The sequence below is a fragment of the Donghicola tyrosinivorans genome (genome assembly GCF_003003355.1).
GTDB classification, from domain to species: domain Bacteria; phylum Pseudomonadota; class Alphaproteobacteria; order Rhodobacterales; family Rhodobacteraceae; genus Donghicola; species Donghicola tyrosinivorans.
Genome location: NZ_PVTQ01000003.1, coordinates 227,231 through 242,797, shown reverse-complemented (window position 1 = coordinate 242,797; position 15,567 = coordinate 227,231). Strand labels below are relative to the sequence as shown.

General features: G+C 57.7%; 14 protein-coding genes. 5 read left to right on the top strand and 9 right to left on the bottom strand.

The features are described from left to right. Positions 1–170: 170 nt before the first annotated feature. Both hpf and CLV74_RS05945 read left to right on the top strand, forming a co-directional pair. Positions 171–752, top strand: a complete 582-nt coding sequence (hpf, locus tag CLV74_RS05950; RefSeq protein WP_106263318.1) for a ribosome hibernation-promoting factor, HPF/YfiA family — start codon at positions 171–173, stop codon at positions 750–752. Positions 753–784: 32 nt separating this feature from the next. Further along, positions 785–1,249, top strand: a complete 465-nt coding sequence (locus tag CLV74_RS05945; RefSeq protein ID WP_106263317.1) for a PTS sugar transporter subunit IIA — start codon at positions 785–787, stop codon at positions 1,247–1,249. Between the two features lie 10 nt (positions 1,250–1,259). On the opposite strand, the gene CLV74_RS05940 is transcribed toward CLV74_RS05945, so the two are convergent. From CLV74_RS05940 to cysQ, 8 genes are all read right to left on the bottom strand, one after another. Continuing rightward, on the bottom strand, positions 1,260–2,690 hold the full coding sequence (locus CLV74_RS05940) for a nodulation protein NodH (RefSeq protein WP_106263316.1): 1,431 nt from the start codon (positions 2,688–2,690) through the stop codon (positions 1,260–1,262). Positions 2,691–2,697: 7 nt separating this feature from the next. Next, on the bottom strand, positions 2,698–4,398 hold the full coding sequence (locus tag CLV74_RS05935; protein WP_106263315.1) for a DUF5927 domain-containing protein: 1,701 nt from the start codon (positions 4,396–4,398) through the stop codon (positions 2,698–2,700). Beyond that, positions 4,395–5,396 carry a glycosyltransferase family 2 protein gene (locus CLV74_RS05930; protein WP_245888470.1) on the bottom strand — a complete coding sequence of 334 codons (1,002 nt, stop codon included), beginning with the start codon at positions 5,394–5,396 and terminating at the stop codon, positions 4,395–4,397. The genes CLV74_RS05935 and CLV74_RS05930 overlap by 4 nt, the downstream gene beginning before the upstream one ends. A 42-nt stretch (positions 5,397–5,438) precedes the next feature. Beyond that, on the bottom strand, positions 5,439–6,644 hold the full coding sequence (locus CLV74_RS05925; RefSeq protein WP_106263313.1) for a glycosyltransferase family 4 protein: 1,206 nt from the start codon (positions 6,642–6,644) through the stop codon (positions 5,439–5,441). After that, complete coding sequence (galE, locus tag CLV74_RS05920; RefSeq protein WP_106263312.1) at positions 6,604–7,587, bottom strand: UDP-glucose 4-epimerase GalE; 984 nt, start codon at positions 7,585–7,587, stop codon at positions 6,604–6,606. The genes CLV74_RS05925 and galE overlap by 41 nt, the downstream gene beginning before the upstream one ends. A 14-nt stretch (positions 7,588–7,601) precedes the next feature. After that, positions 7,602–8,495, bottom strand: a complete 894-nt coding sequence (gene galU, locus CLV74_RS05915) for a UTP--glucose-1-phosphate uridylyltransferase GalU (RefSeq protein WP_106263311.1) — start codon at positions 8,493–8,495, stop codon at positions 7,602–7,604. Positions 8,496–8,579: 84 nt separating this feature from the next. After that, complete coding sequence (locus CLV74_RS05910) at positions 8,580–9,839, bottom strand: glycosyltransferase family 2 protein (protein ID WP_106263310.1); 1,260 nt, start codon at positions 9,837–9,839, stop codon at positions 8,580–8,582. A gap of 4 nt (positions 9,840–9,843) precedes the next feature. Further along, the gene (gene cysQ / locus CLV74_RS05905) at positions 9,844–10,638 is read right to left on the bottom strand and encodes a 3'(2'),5'-bisphosphate nucleotidase CysQ (protein ID WP_106263309.1); all 795 of its coding nucleotides are present in this window, start codon (positions 10,636–10,638) and stop codon (positions 9,844–9,846) included. Between the two features lie 124 nt (positions 10,639–10,762). Between cysQ and CLV74_RS05900 the strand changes: the two genes are divergently transcribed. Continuing rightward, the gene (locus CLV74_RS05900) at positions 10,763–11,584 is read left to right on the top strand and encodes an ABC transporter permease (RefSeq protein ID WP_106263308.1); all 822 of its coding nucleotides are present in this window, start codon (positions 10,763–10,765) and stop codon (positions 11,582–11,584) included. On the opposite strand, the gene CLV74_RS05895 is transcribed toward CLV74_RS05900, so the two are convergent. Continuing rightward, positions 11,581–12,192, bottom strand: coding sequence for an alpha-ketoglutarate-dependent dioxygenase AlkB family protein (locus tag CLV74_RS05895; protein WP_106263307.1), 612 nt, complete (start codon positions 12,190–12,192; stop codon positions 11,581–11,583). The two genes, CLV74_RS05900 and CLV74_RS05895, sit on opposite strands and share 4 nt — an antisense overlap. A gap of 189 nt (positions 12,193–12,381) precedes the next feature. Here CLV74_RS05895 and dnaK point away from each other — a divergent pair, with 189 nt between their 5' ends. After that, entirely contained in the window at positions 12,382–14,304 is a 1,923-nt protein-coding gene (gene dnaK, locus CLV74_RS05890) for a molecular chaperone DnaK (RefSeq protein WP_106263306.1), read from the top strand. Between the two features lie 80 nt (positions 14,305–14,384). Continuing rightward, positions 14,385–15,542, top strand: coding sequence for a molecular chaperone DnaJ (gene dnaJ, locus CLV74_RS05885; RefSeq protein WP_106263305.1), 1,158 nt, complete (start codon positions 14,385–14,387; stop codon positions 15,540–15,542). Positions 15,543–15,567: the final 25 nt, after the last annotated feature.

The following is a 15,567-nucleotide window of genomic DNA, read 5'->3' as shown; positions in this document are numbered from 1 at the left end:
TCACCAAATGGTCATATGAGCATGACCTTTACCCACTGTAGGTCCTTTGAAAGCTACCTCCGCAAACACGCGGGTCAGGGAAGGGTCGCTCACAATCCCCACGCAACCGGATAGAGCCCCTTCAGCACTTGAGGGGGGAAGACTGTCTTTGCACGTAGAAGGAACGCACCATGCGGTATCAAATCACCGGAAAACAGATCGACGTTGGAGAAGCACTGCAGAGTCATGTGCAGGATCGACTGGGTGAGGTACTGGAAAAGTATTCACAGCGTCCCACAGATGCGCAGGTCGTATTCTCGAAATCAGGCCACGAGTTCATCTGCGAAACCACCGTTCACCTCTCGACCGGCCTTAACGCCGCCGCCCGCGCTCATGGCACGGAAATCTACGGCACGTTCGACATGTGCACCGAAAAAATGGACAAGCAGCTGCGCCGTTACAAACGCCGCCTGAAGGACCACCACAAGGATCGCACGTCACCTGTTGAAGTTTTCGAAGCTTCCTCCTATATCCTCGCGCCAGAAGCGCAGGATGACGGTGCGAACGAGCCCGAAAGCCTGCAGCCGATTATCGTCGCCGAAATGGAGACGCGGGTGCCTTCGCTCTCGGTGGGCGAGGCAGTTATGCAGATGGAACTGGCCGGATCTCAGCTTCTGGTCTTTCGAAACGAGGCACATAGTGGCGTAAACGTCGTATATCGTCGTGATGACGGGAATATCGGATGGATCGATCCCCGTAGTAACAACGCATAAAAGCGTACGCGCCCTACAAGGCAATCAGGCTCATGCAGTTAACAGACATCCTCGCGCCGCAGGCGGTGAAATCCCTTGCGGGTTGTTCCAGTAAAAAACGTTTATTCCAGGATGTCGGTGATCTGACTGAGGCCGCTTTGGGAATCCTCAGCGCCCGCGCCGTCGAGGCGCTGATGGAACGCGAAAGCCTCGGGCCGACAGGTGTGGGACATGGCGTTGCCCTGCCCCATGCCCGCCTGCCCGAGATCAGCAAAGTTCAGGGCGTGTTCCTGCGTCTAGACAAGCCTGTTGAGTTCGGATCGGTGGACCGCAAACCTGTTGATCTGGTTTTCGCGCTATTCGCCCCCGAAGACGCGGGCGTTGAACATCTGAAAGCTCTGGCGCTGGTGTCGCGGACCCTCAAGGATGAGGCGATCCGCACCAAACTGCGCGCCAACTCGGACCCTGCAACCCTGCACGCGGTCCTGACCGAAGCACAGGCAACGCAAGCCGCCTAACGCAGGGCGCTTAGCCCTGCTGCCACGGTCCGTATCCGAACATCATATAATCGCGCATGTAGGCGTCTTTGCACGCCTTCTCGATCTCTTCATCGTAGATCTCGGCCAGCGTGGCAGGCGCCTCTGGCAGCGGGATCACTGGCGCATCGGGGCCTTTGATCCCGATCTGATCACAAAGCTGCGCAAGGCCCATCGCCAGTTGCTCTTCCCGCAGAACCAGATCAGGCACACTGAATTCAGCGAACCCCTGCAACAATTGCGACTGCGAGGCCCAAGCCGCATCCACGCGGATGCTGGTCTGGCCTGACAGGTTGCTTTTCAGCCACGTCAGGAACCCTAGAAATGCGGCGCGATGGGCAGCCACGTCATAGCCGTCCATCTGGTTTTTGGCAGGCAGCGGCAGCTTATACCGCTTGCGCAGGGTTTCACGGATATCACCAAAGGCATCAGGTCCGGTCGAGAGGATCTTGTCGCAGAACACCCGATAGGCCCGCAGCAGCGGATGGCTGACCACGGTAAAGCTTCGGTGCCCGTCATTCACCCGCTTCCACTTGCGCAGCGGTTTCTGGGTGAAGTCACGGATCAGATCATCGGTACTGACACCGTCCACATCAGCCAGCCATTGCATGACCTGCGCCTCTGGGCCGCCGCGTGCGGGCAGATACATCAGCGGCGTCTTCGCGGCCGCCACATACTGCGGCACCATCGCGCTGCGACGCGGCTCAAAATTCGGGGTGCGGGTCAGATCAAAGCGGTCCAGACGGGCCAGCGCCTGCTCCATCGCTTCAAAATTCTCGACCTTCTCGGACATGGGTTCGGGGTTTTGCTTTTTCAGCTTGCGATCCAGATCAGGCAGCCGCGCCGCGACACCCAGCCAAGCGGCCAGACCGTTCATCACCTCAAGGTCCTGCAAGTCCTCATAGGCCACGTAAAACGCCGTCTGCCCCGAAGCCTGCAACGACCGCATCACGCGGATCTGGAACGCCTGCAGCGCCTCAAGATGGGTGATGAACTCATCGGGGTCAAAGACCGCCTGCCCGTCCTTGCGCCGCCGCCCGTCGGTCAGCTTCCACTGGCCGGTGGCCTGCGCGATCTTCCAACTGACATAGCTTTCCACCGGATTGCGGGTCAGCACAATCTTGGCGCAACTCTGGTCGTTCAGAACCTCATCCAGCACGCGCGGATCATGGTCGTGGAAATAGCGGAACCCGTTCAGCCCATCCCCATCACGAACCCGCGTCAGCAGCGCCATCGGATCAGCCTCACGCGCGGCGTAGCTTAGGCCCAGAAGCTCATCGATATTGGGATAGCCGATAAAGTGGGGATTGAACGCCTCTCCGTGGCAGGTGACGCCATCCAGCGCATTCAGATTTGCCTCAAGAAAATTGCTACCGGTGCGCATTTCCGCCAGCACCACAAATGACTGAAACGTCGAGGTCATTCAGAGATCACTTTATCAGATAGGGTTTGCGCGGTTTGCGCGGCTTTTCCAGATCTTCCAATGTGTTCGGAAAATCACCCGTAAGATAGGGGTGCATCCCCTGATTTTTCAAATTCTGCAAGAACTGTGCGAAACCGGTCAGGTTCACCATCTTGGGCGCCTCGGTCAAACGACGGTAATCGGTCGGGCCGATTTCGCTGATGATCTCTTGTAGCGGCTCCATCGGGTTTTCCACAAACTCGGCCATGGTCCAGATGCGGATACGCGCCTTGGCGTATTGGGACCGCAGCACATCCAGATGCTTTGCCTCACGGCGCTGCAAATCCGCAGCCTGCTGCCGGATCATCGCAAAATCCTGGTTCGAGCGGAACAACCGCACCGCCCAAGCGCCAGTGATGACCGAGACCTGCGCGTTCGGGTCTTTGGCAATGTCCCATTCAATGTCGCGGAAGGTGTCCGCTGGCCCCATCTGGAAGCACTGCCGTTCGCCACGCGTGTTCCACAGCAGGTTCGTCAAGAACGATCTCTGGTTGCGATCCCGCAGCGCCGCGCAGTCGGTCAGCGCCCCGTTCAGCACATCGACGCCACCTTCGAATTCCGCCCGTTCTTGAGCGAACAGATGGCCGTGAACACGGGTGCCAGTCACGCGGGCCAGCCACGGCTCAAAGTCCTCAAAGAGTTCGGAAAACCCTTCGAACACGGAATATTCCGCGCCGGTGAAACCCTTTTCCCAGTCCTGATTGGGGAAGCGGCTCTGCATATAAAGGCCGCGGCGGCCTTGGGTTCGGCGTTCCACCGCTTTGGCAAAGATACGGTCGATCTTGCCGGGGTTCGGCTCGGTCCGTTTCAGGTTATCGCCCGGAGCATTCAGGAATGCGTTATAAAGACGATCCGCATAGGGCCAGATTTTCCGCGCCACAAAGCAATCGGAGCGCCGCAGCAACTGCAGGTGATCGTCATAGAAGATGTGCGGTTTACCTTGGAAGTCGAACTTGGACAGGGTCAGGCTGCGGCTTTCGATCCGGCGCGAATAAAGGCGCACGAGGGTCTGAAAATAGCTCTCATCCGGAATCCAGACCTGCTTGAAAAAGCGGTCATAGACGCGGCGACGCGGGTCCTGAAGGATCGCAGATAGGGTCTGACGAGTCAGGCACCACCACTGGCTGCCCATGTGGGGCACCAAGCCATCCGGCATTTCGCGCTGCAATTTCAGGCGGCGCTGCAATTCCACATAACCATCGAACAGCCGGCGGTGCTTTTTCCATGCAAAGGGAAAGCGCAGGGTAAACCGCTCATCATCCAGTCCGCCCACGGTCCACGGCACATCGGCCAGCGTCGCGGATTCGATGAAATCCGTGGCCGGACGGGCCGCCAGATATTCGATCAGTTCGCTGACGGGGCGCAGGGGCAGACACGAACCCGACGCCAGATAGACATGCCGGACGCCGGGGAATTCCTTCAGCATCACCTCGGACGCGCTTTGGGACGCCGCCACCAGCCCCCACGTGCCCCATTCACAGCGATGCCGCTTGGAGAACCGGATGTTGTCCAAATCGCTTAGCTGATTGCGGAAGGCCTCAAAGCGGGCGCGGCTGACGGTGCTGTCCGCATGGATCACCACAGGCACGCCATGGGTGGCCCAGTGGCGCGCCACCTGCTCTGCCCGTTGCAGCGCGGTGTGAACCAACATGATGACACCCAATGTCATGCCCAGTTTCCTTTAGACATGAGGCCCAGAATCTCTAGTTGGCGCCAGTTGATGTATTTCTCGGACCAGTTGCACCACAGATCGGGCAGGCCCGCGTTCTTGTCCGCATAGGCGCGATATTCACGGCTGCCCGCGTAATGCTGACGCCGCTCCATCTCTTCGTGGGCTTTGTCGGCAAAGGTATCCAGAAATTTGGTGTGCAGCAGAATGCCCGAGGCTTTCTCACCGCCCCATTCGTCATACACCAGATTCAGACCGCGCGGCAGCAGCGCATGGGTCGAGCTGGTATATGCGTAACGGTTGTCCCACTTCACCAACGGAATCTTGTTCAGCGCTGGCGCATGGGCCGGCTCATCCGCAAAGAAGCAACGCGCACGGGGTCCGCCCTGAATCCAGAGGTTCCCGTATTTGCTGTTCCGCTCGATCATGTAGTTGCCGCTGTCGAACCACATGGCGATATCCAGCGGGTCCTGCCCCGCCTGATAGACCGAATTGCCCACGTTCCCCTTAGGGTACATGTCCAGCAACATCGCACCGAACGACCGGATCGAGGATGCATCCAGCCAGTCGGTCAGCGCCCGCAGCGGGCGGGTGTCGCAGAACGGATAAATCAGGAACTCATCAGGATCGACGGTCAGGCACCAATGGCTATCACCGAACTTCATCAGCAGATAGTTCAGCCAGTCCATGCCGAACCGCGACCGTTTATAGCTGTGCGTCGTCCGCCAGATCGAGACATCAGGCTGCTGTGCCAGATAATCGGCAGTTCCATCGGTGCTGTCATTGTCCACGATCAAGAAATGATCGACACCCAGATCGCGGTAGTACCGAAGGAAATACGGCAGGCGCTTCAGCTCGTTCCGCATGGTCGAGAAAACCAGAAGATCGTTTTCGCGGATATGACCGGTGCGGACAGAAATGCCTGAAAGCTCACGGCTTTTGCGCATAGCGCGGTAGCGCCATCGCTTACGTTCCAGCCGAAGCCCGTATGCCTGCATTGCCCCCAAGGCTATCCTCTCTCCGATGCCATCGCGGCACCGCTAGAGTTGCGGCATCACGAGGCTAAAATGCTGTCCCCAAGTCGGCGCTTGCCAGCCTTGGCGCGTCTGCTGACCGGAACACCCAGACGTCAGGGACTCTGTGTAAGCCCTCATAACAATCTGATACCAGAGATTACCATCACCCGAAGGCGCGTAAACGGGTATATTTCCTAGAAATTCTCGATAAATAGGTAGGTCGTTACAAACTATAGTTGTATTGCATACTGCCGCCTCTGCCGGAGGCAAGCCAAATCCCTCAGCATGACTGGGAAAAAGTAGTGCCGTCGCCCCTTGTATCAAGGCCTTTAAGGCCCCGTCGGACAGGCCCGCGATTTCATGTACCGGCATGTCAGATGGTAATGAATCCAAGCGCTTAAAGACGTCTTCATTGTTCCACCCGCGTGTTCCGCAAAGTAACAAGTCGGGCGCATTGGCCCCCATCTCTGCGTAAAGACGATCCCAGACATCCAGTAGAACATCGTGAGCTTTGCGCGGCTCAATCGTGCCAATTGTGATAAAATACGGTGCATTTAATTGCAGCGATGGGGGGATATCCTCAGGTGCTGCCGTGGTCGAATCTATCCCCAAATGGGCAACAATCCCCTCAGGCAAGCCCGCAGGCGCATGACGCGCCACGTCCTGACGGGTCTGCTCAGAGTTATAAATCAGCAGATCGGCGTTCAGGCAGGCACGGTTCAGAAAGGCCTCAAAGCGGGCGGTGGCGCCGGCGGCCTGATATTCGGGATAGTCCAGCGGAATGGTGTCATGGATCAGAACAACGATCCGCGCGTCTGGCACCCAACGCAGGTTCGTCACAACGCGCTGGCTCAGGTTGCTGTGGCCGGTGTTCACGTACACCAGCCCCGCCTTAAACCGGCGGCGCAGCATCCGCCCAAGCAGCACCTTTGGGACGCGGGCAATAGCGTGACGACGCAGACTGGGCAGAACATCCGCAGGCACAGTGCCATCCGCACAGGCACGCAGCAGCACGTCCATGCCTGCACGGTCCAGCACAATATACCCCCACCGCGTACGGATCAGGGCAAAGGCCGGAACATCATCATCAAGGAAAGCTGCCAGATACGCGCGTTCTACCCGATCCACGCCGGTTAGAACGCGACCTGCGCGGCTAACCAGCCGCGTCAGGTCAACAAGGCGAGGTGCCTTATTTGTCGTAGTGGCCGGTCTGGTGCCAGCGCCAAGCATCGCCAATCATCTGCTCCAGCGTCGAATGTTCGGGTGTCCACCCAAGCTCATCCAACGCGCGTTTGGAACCGGAAACAAGCTTTACGCAGTCACCGGGGCGACGCGGACCCTCATCAAAGGGCACTTCGCGGTTGGTCACCGTACGCGAATGGTCGATCACCTCACGGACCGAGAAGCCATCCCCTGTGCCCAGATTGAACACGCGGCTTCCCTTGCCATCCAGCAACCATTTCACACCCAGCACATGGGCCTGCACCAGATCCATCACGTGGACATAGTCGCGGACACAGGTGCCATCGGGCGTGTCATAATCGGTGCCGTGAATGGTCAACGCAGGGCGTTTGCCCGCGATGGCATCCAGCATGACGGGGATCAGGTGCGTCTCGGGCTGGTGGAATTCACCGACCTCAGCCTCAGGATCGGCACCCGCCACGTTAAAGTAGCGGAAGATCACGCTGTTCAGCCCATAAGCAGCTTCGAAGTTCTCAAGGATATCTTCGATCGCCCGCTTCGAGGCGCCATAGGCGTTGATCGGAGCCTGAGCGCAGTTTTCGTCCAGCGTCACGCCGTCCTGTTCGCCATAGGTCGCACAGGTCGAACTGAAGACGAAATTCTTACAGCCCGCAGCCACCGCCGCCTCAATCAAGGTCAGAGAGCCGATGACGTTGTTGCGCCAATACAGACCCGGATCCTTCATGGATTCGCCAACCTGACTGAAGGCGGCGAAATGCATAACGGCCACAGGCTGATACTTGGCAAATACCTCATCCACGCGGGCACGATCCAGAAGGTCGCCTTTTTCCAGCGGCCCGAATTTGACCGCCTCTTCCCAACCGGTTGAGATGTTGTCGAAGGTCACCGGCGTAAAGCCAGCGGCCTTAAGAACTTTACAAGCGTGCGAGCCGATATAGCCCGCACCACCTGTCACGAGAACGTTCGTCACTAATCCGGTCCCGCTTACTGCGCCGCTTTGCGTGCAGCCATAACGTCCTGCAGATAATGCTCCAGATCGTCGCGCAGATCGTCACGCGCCAGTCCGAAGGCAACGGTTGCCTGCAAGAAGCCCGACTTCGAGCCGCAGTCATAACGCTCACCCTTGAAGCGGTAGCCGTAGACGTTGTCGCTTTCACGGATTTCCTGCGCGATCGCGTCGGTCAGCTGCAGCTCGCCGCCGTGACCTGCTTCCATGGTCGAGATATTCTCAAGCACTTTGGGCGACAGGATGTAACGGCCGATCACCGCCAGGTTCGAGGGAGCCTCTTCACGCTTGGGCTTTTCAACCATGCCCTTCACGGAAACCATGCTGCCCATGTCTTCCTTGATGTCCAGAACACCGTAGGCCGAAGCGCGGTCCATCGGAACTTCCATCGCGGCAACCATGTTGCCACCGGTTTCCTCATAAGCCTCGACCATCTGTTTCAAGCAGGGCTTTTCCGCCTGAATAACGTCATCGGGCAGCAGGACGGCAAAGGGCTCATTCCCGATCATCCGGCGGGCACACCAAACCGCGTGACCCAGACCTAGCGCCTTGTTCTGGCGCACGTAGGCGATCTGGCCGCTTTCCATATTGGTCTTGCTCAGAACATCCAGCAGGTCGTTCTTGTTCTTCGAGCGCAGATTGGCTTCAAGCTCGGGCGCGTCATCGAAATAGTCCTCAAGCGCGCTTTTCCCGCGCGAGGTCACAAAGATGAATTCCTCAATGCCAGCAGCCCGCGCTTCGTCGATCGCGTATTGGATCAACGGGCGATCGACCAGCGTCATGATTTCCTTGGGGATCGACTTCGTTGCCGGAAGAAAGCGAGTGCCGAGACCAGCCACCGGGAAAACCGCTTTTGTAACTTTATGACGCATAAACAAGTGCCTTCTTTCTTGATCGTTTGATCATGTTAAGCCGGTTTTATCACATTGCTGCGGAGCAGCGCAAAAACAATAACGTTAGCGTATCCGCTTGGTTCCTAGAGTACAGGGGTCAATTCCCCTGACTTTACTCACTCTTAGAATTTCCTTACGGCACCGGCGTTGAAAATTTGTGAATCTGAAGATTGGATCTGACCTTTCTGATCGGCCGAATGTGCCTCCTTTTTGCAGCCAATATCCTGCATTCGTGTACAAAACATGATGATACACCGAAGTTGGAGCCATTTCGACAACAGTGACAATCTTTCCCTCAGCGACGAGCGAAGCGATTTCGCCTATCATTTTGGCGCGATTCCAAGGCCGCATAAATTTTAAGCAAATATCATCTTGACGCTGGGAGCAGAGCGAAAGAAATGCCGAACGCCCCTCTGCAAAAATATGAGGAGCCCATTTTCCGCGTTTGTTCCCCACTTCGAACCCATGAGCCAATTCCCGCCTAAGGCGAAATACTGTCTCAGGACCCATCGGTCCGCGCTGCAAAAATCTTAAAAGTCTTGATTCTTGGTGCGAAGCGAATCGCCCTAAGGTTGAATTTACATCTTCCGGCGGACAGTGATTTGAAAGAAAGATTGACTGACTCGCACCGATTTCGATCAAAGATGTGGGTGTCCGGTCTGCGGCCCGTCGGGCGCTGGCCGCGTAAGCATGATGAACCTGAGCATGGGGTACAACGGCTGTCTTAAGCCCCGATTTTGAAAGTCTGATATTCAGGTCGCTTTCATCCAAGTAAAAGTGCAGACGCTCATCAAATCCCCCCGCAGCGATCAGGTCCGCACGCCGGAAGGCCATATTGGTTCCGGGCGTTTTGATAGCTCCGTTTTTCGGAGGCAGATGAAAACTCACCTCATCCTCCGGCACACTCATAGGGTGACTATTCCCAAAGACATCAATTGTCTCGGCCTTCCACTGGAAGGTGATGCCATTCCTACCACGCACAAAACCTGTGGCAGCAATCACACTCGGGTCAGCTAAAGGAGCGGTTAAAAAAGCGGCCCATGTGGGTTCTGCCGCCGAATCGTCATCAATAAAGGCCACCACATCCCCTGCAGCGGCCTGAATCCCCATGTTTCGGGCAAGCGAGATATTCGCCTGCTCTAGAAGCACCGGCTTGAAACGCCCCGCAAATGGGCCAGCGGCCAGATGATCCAGAGAGGCAGCGTCAGCGACCACCACCACCTCTAGATCGACCCGCTGCTGTTGGGACAGAGACATCAGACAGCGCGCAAGCAGCTCAGGGCGTCCCTGACTGACAACGACCGCACTGATGGTCTGTCCCACTGCCTTAGGCCTTCAGATCAACCGCAGGTGCAAAGGCGATGAAGAAGGGGTTCGCGAACCCTTCCTTGCCGTACTGCAGCGGCGCGTGACCGTCAAAGACAACAACCTTGCCACCCGCACCATGCAGAACCGCCTGACCGGCTGCGGTGTCCCATTCCATCGTGCGGCCCAGACGGGGGTACAGGTCTGCCTCGCCGGTAGCGACCAGACAGAACTTGAGCGAGCTGCCCGCGCTTTTGGAATCCTTCACCGCGTATTTGTTGATGTAGTCATCGGTCGCCTGATCGCGGTGCGATTTCGACGCCACAACCATCAATGCGCTGTTGTCCGAATCCGCAACCTTGATGGCTTTGGTCTCACCCGCGGCCTCTTTCGCAAAGGGTCCCATTTCCTCGACGGTGGTGCCATCGGCAAGGGTGTAGAACATGCGATCTTTGGCGGGGGCATAGACCACGCCGCGGGTTGGAACGCCCGCTTCGACCAGCGCGATGTTCACAGTGAAATCGCCGCGGCGGTTGATGAATTCCTTGGTGCCATCCAGCGGGTCAACGATCAGGAAGGTGTCCACGGACTGGTTGTGGCTGTCGGACTGTTCTTCGGTGACCAGCGCCACATCGGGAAATTCCGCGCGCAGACCAGCCGAGATGATCGCGTCTGCCGCCTCATCCGCAGCGGTGACGGGGCTTTCATCGCTTTTGGATTTCACCTCGAAATCGTCCGAGTTGTAGATCTCCATAATCTTGTCACCCGCGTCCAGGGCCAGACGGCGCATAACCGATGTGAGCTTTTCATAATCCATAGAGGGAAATCCTTAATCTTACGATGTTATTGTAGTGAACCAAGGGAACTCTTATCCTGTCTGGAAACGATGCTTCAAGAAGTCGATGTTCGTTGAAGCAAAAACCGAGGCATTGGAGCGCTGAATGTTCGGGCACACGCAAAGCAGATCGGGGTGGAGCAAGGCCATCGCAATGGCCGAGGTCGTCTACCACAACTCTGTGCGTGACGTGCGCAAAACCCACAATAACGCGGTTCTGGCGATCCTGTTCAACATGCTGCAAGCCATGATCATGCTGGCGGGCTTCTATCTGTTCTTCGCCGTTCTGGGCGTGCGCAGAGCCGCGATCCGCGGGGATTTCCTGCTGTATATCATGTCGGGCATCTTCCTGTTCATGACACATATTAAGGCAGTTGCCGCGATTTCGGCCACGGACGGCCCTGCCTCGCCCATGATGAAACACGCGCCGATGACCACGACGATTGCGATCATCGCCGCCATGATCTCGACACTATATGTGCAGACGATCTCGATGTTCACAATTTTGCTGCTGTATCATGTGATCGTTACGCCCATCGTGATCATTGATCCTGTAGGCGCATTCGCCATGTATCTGCTGGCGTTCTTTACCGGCGCAGCGGTAGGTATCCTGTTTCTGGCGATTAAACCGTGGTCGCCGCGCCTGTGCCAGATTCTGTCCCAGATTTATCAGCGGGCCAATATGATCGCGTCCGGCAAGATGTTCGTGGCCAACACCCTGCCCGGCTTTATGCTGGCGATGTTCGACTGGAACCCCCTGTTCCACGCCATCGATCAGGCGCGGGGGTTTATCTTTATCAACTACAACCCCCACAACAGTTCGCTGACCTATCCGGTTGTTGTCGGCTTTGTGCTGCTTGTGATCGGCATGATGGGCGAATTTGTGACGCGTAAGCACGCCTCTGCCAGCTGGAGCGCCCGCCGCTAGTCCACAACACGCAGCGTCAGATTGATGCGGCCCGAGCTTTGCAGCAACGAACTGCTGCCTGCACGAATTTTATCGATCCCGTGGTAGGCAAGGCGTGACGGGCCCTGCAGCACCACGATATCCCCCGACCTAAGCCAGACCGAACGGGTCGGATCGCTGCGGTTCACCCCACCGATCCGGAACCGCGCCTCATCCCCTAAAGAGATGGAAAGGACCGGCTGGGTCAGGTCCGCTTCGTCCTTGTCCTGATGCAGACCCATTTTGGCCTCGGGTCCGTACCAGTTCACAAGGCAGCACTGGGGGGCACGGTCGGAATTTGAGTATTTTTGCCAAAGAGAAGACAGACTTAGCGGGATCGCAGGCCAGCTTTGACCATCGGGATGACGGCGCTGATACCTGTAGCCTTTGCGGTCCGTGACCCAACCATAATCGCCAGCAGCGGACATGCGCACAGACATGGGTTTGCCCGAAGGCGTCATCGGCTGGACCAGCGGCGCGACGCGCAAGATGGCGCGGACATCCTCGACCAAGGCCGATTGGGCGGCTTGATCCAGAGCGGCTGGAAAGTAGGCCGCACCGGACAGATCGACTGGGTTTTGGTGGCTCATAAATGGGCAGCTTTCGGGCGTTGAGACAAATTTGTCACAGAAGGGGGTTGCGCAACGCTTGCAGCGTCAATTCCCGCTACTTATATACGCCGAGAACCGGAGCAGGCGAGCCTGCTTCAAGACATCGGGTTCGGGTGCCGGAACGGGCCCGCACCTGACACATCGCCTAAGATCAAGAGGGATACAAACATGTCGAAAGTCATCGGGATCGACCTTGGTACCACCAACAGCTGTATTGCCATCATGGACGGCAGCCAGCCCCGCGTTATCGAAAACGCCGAAGGTGCACGTACCACACCGTCGATCGTTGCATTTGCAGAAGACGAGCGTCTGGTCGGCCAGCCCGCAAAGCGTCAGGCTGTCACCAACCCCGACAACACCATTTTCGCAGTCAAGCGTCTGATCGGTCGCCGGTTTGACGACGCGGACATCGCGAAAGACAAGAAAAACCTGCCCTACAACGTTGTAAACGGCGGTCAGGGCGACGCATGGGTCGAAGCCCGTGGCGAGAAATACAGCCCCGCACAGATCTCGGCTCTGATCCTGCAGAAAATGAAGGAAACCGCCGAGTCGTATCTGGGTGAAGAAGTGAAACAGGCGGTTATCACCGTTCCTGCATACTTCAACGACGCTCAGCGTCAGGCAACCAAAGACGCCGGCAAGATCGCTGGCCTTGAAGTGCTGCGCATCATCAACGAGCCGACCGCGGCTGCGCTGGCCTATGGTCTGGACAAGAAAGAAAGCCGTACCATCGCGGTGTATGACCTTGGTGGTGGTACCTTCGACGTGACCATTCTGGAAATCGACGACGGTCTGTTCGAAGTGAAATCGACCAACGGCGACACCTTCCTGGGTGGTGAAGACTTTGACATGCGCATCGTCACCTATCTGGCGGACGAGTTCAAAAAAGAACACGGCGTTGATCTGACCAAAGACAAGATGGCGCTGCAGCGTCTGAAAGAAGCGGCTGAAAAGGCGAAGATCGAGCTGTCCAGCTCGACCCAGACCGAAATCAACCAGCCCTTCATCTCGATGGGTGCAAACGGCGCGCCGCTGCACATGGTCATGAAACTGACCCGTGCCAAGCTGGAATCGCTGGTTGGCGATCTGGTCAAAGGCTCGCTGAAGCCCTGTGCCGCTGCTCTGAAAGACGCTGGCCTGACCGTGGCTGACATTGACGAGGTTGTTCTTGTCGGTGGTCAGACCCGTATGCCCAAAGTCTTCGAAGAAGTGACCAAGTTCTTCGGCAAAGAACCCCACAAGGGTGTGAACCCGGACGAAGTGGTTGCCATGGGTGCAGCCATTCAGGCCGGCGTTCTGCAGGGTGACGTGAAAGACGTTGTTCTGCTGGACGTGACCCCCCTGTCGCTGGGTATCGAAACTCTGGGCGGTGTCTTCACCCGTCTGATCGACCGCAACACCACGATCCCGACCAAGAAGTCGCAGATCTTCTCGACCGCTGAGGACAACCAGTCGGCCGTGACCATCCGCGTTTTCCAGGGCGAACGTGAAATGGCGGCAGACAACAAGATGCTGGGTCAGTTCAACCTTGAGGACATCCCGCCCGCACCGCGCGGCATGCCCCAGATCGAAGTGACCTTCGACATCGACGCCAACGGCATCGTGTCGGTGGGCGCATCGGACAAAGGCACCGGCAAAGAGCAGAAGATCACCATCCAAGCATCGGGTGGTCTGGACGACGCCGAGATCGAACGCATGGTCAAGGAAGCCGAAGAGAACGCCGAGGCTGACAAAGAGCGTCGCGGTCTGGTTGACGCGAAGAACCAGGCGGAAAGCCTGATCCACTCGACCGAGAAGGCAATCGAAGAGCACGGCGACAAGGTTGACCCCTCGACCGTCGAAGCTATCGAACTGGCCGTTGCCGCTCTGAAGGACGAGCTGGAAAAAGGCGATGCGGCCAAGATCAAGTCGGGCATCCAGAACGTGACCGAAGCGTCCATGCGTCTGGGTGAGGCGATCTACAAAGCCAGCCAGGAAGGCGGCGATGACGACAACGTTGATTACGACGCCGACAATGGCCGCCGTAACGACGATGACGACGGCATCGTAGACGCCGACTTCGAAGATCTGGGCGACAACAAGCGCTCGTAAGATCTGCAGATACGGAACCAACAAAGGGCCGGTCCGGGTGACGGGCCGGCCCTTTGCGTTCCCGAAACAAGGGGGAACCCATGGCGAAACGTGATTATTACGAGGTGCTTGGCGTCTCGAAGGGCGCCTCTGCAGACGAGCTGAAGAAAGCCTATCGCAGCAAAGCGAAAGAGCTTCACCCGGACCGGAACAAAGACAACCCGGACGCCGAAAGCCAGTTCAAAGAAGTGAACGAGGCCTATGACGTTCTGAAAGACCCGAACAAAAAGGCAGCCTACGACCGCTATGGTCACGGCGCCTTTGACGGTGGCATGGGCGGCGGCCCGCGTCCCGGTGGCGGCGGCTTTCAGGGACAGGGCGACTTTGCGTCGGCCTTCTCTGATGTGTTCGACGATCTATTCGGTGATTTCATGGGCGGCGGACGCGGGGGCGGCGGTGGCCGTGGTCGCGCGGCGCGCGGCTCGGACCTGCGTTACAACCTGCGCATCTCGCTGGAAGAGGCCTTCACCGGCCAAGCCAAAACCATCAGCGTACCCACCTCAGTCGCTTGCGAAGGCTGTGACGGATCGGGCGCAGAAGGCGGCGCGGAACCCACCTCATGCCCGACTTGTTCCGGCATGGGCAAAGTCCGCGCACAGCAGGGCTTTTTCACAGTCGAACGCACCTGTCCGACCTGTGGCGGCCTTGGCCAGATCATCAAGAACCCCTGCAAGAAATGCAGCGGGGCTGGCCGCGTTGAAAAAGAGCGTTCGCTCTCGGTCAACATCCCGGCAGGGGTGGAAACCGGCACACGCATCCGTCTGGCAGGCGAAGGCGAAGCAGGTATGCGCGGCGGGCCGACCGGCGATCTTTACATCTTCATCGATGTACAAGAGCACCCGATCTTCAAGCGCGAAGGTAACCACCTGTTCTGCCGCGTGCCAGTCTCGATGACAGCTGCCGCTCTTGGCGGTGATATCGAAGTGCCGACCATCGATGGCGGTCGCAGCCGGGTGAAAATCCCGTCCGGCAGCCAATCGGGCCGTCAGATGCGCCTGCGTGGTAAGGGCATGCCGCCCCTGCGCGGCGCTGGCAACGGCGACATGTTCATCGAACTGGCAGTAGAAACACCGGTCAACCTGACCTCGCGCCAGAAGGAACTTTTGAAAGAGTTTGAAAAGCTGTCCGAGGATAACAACCCGGAAAGCAAAAGCTTTTTCGGCTCGGTGAAAGACTTCTGGGACAGCATGAAGAGCTGATCCTGATTCACATGAAACAATTTAC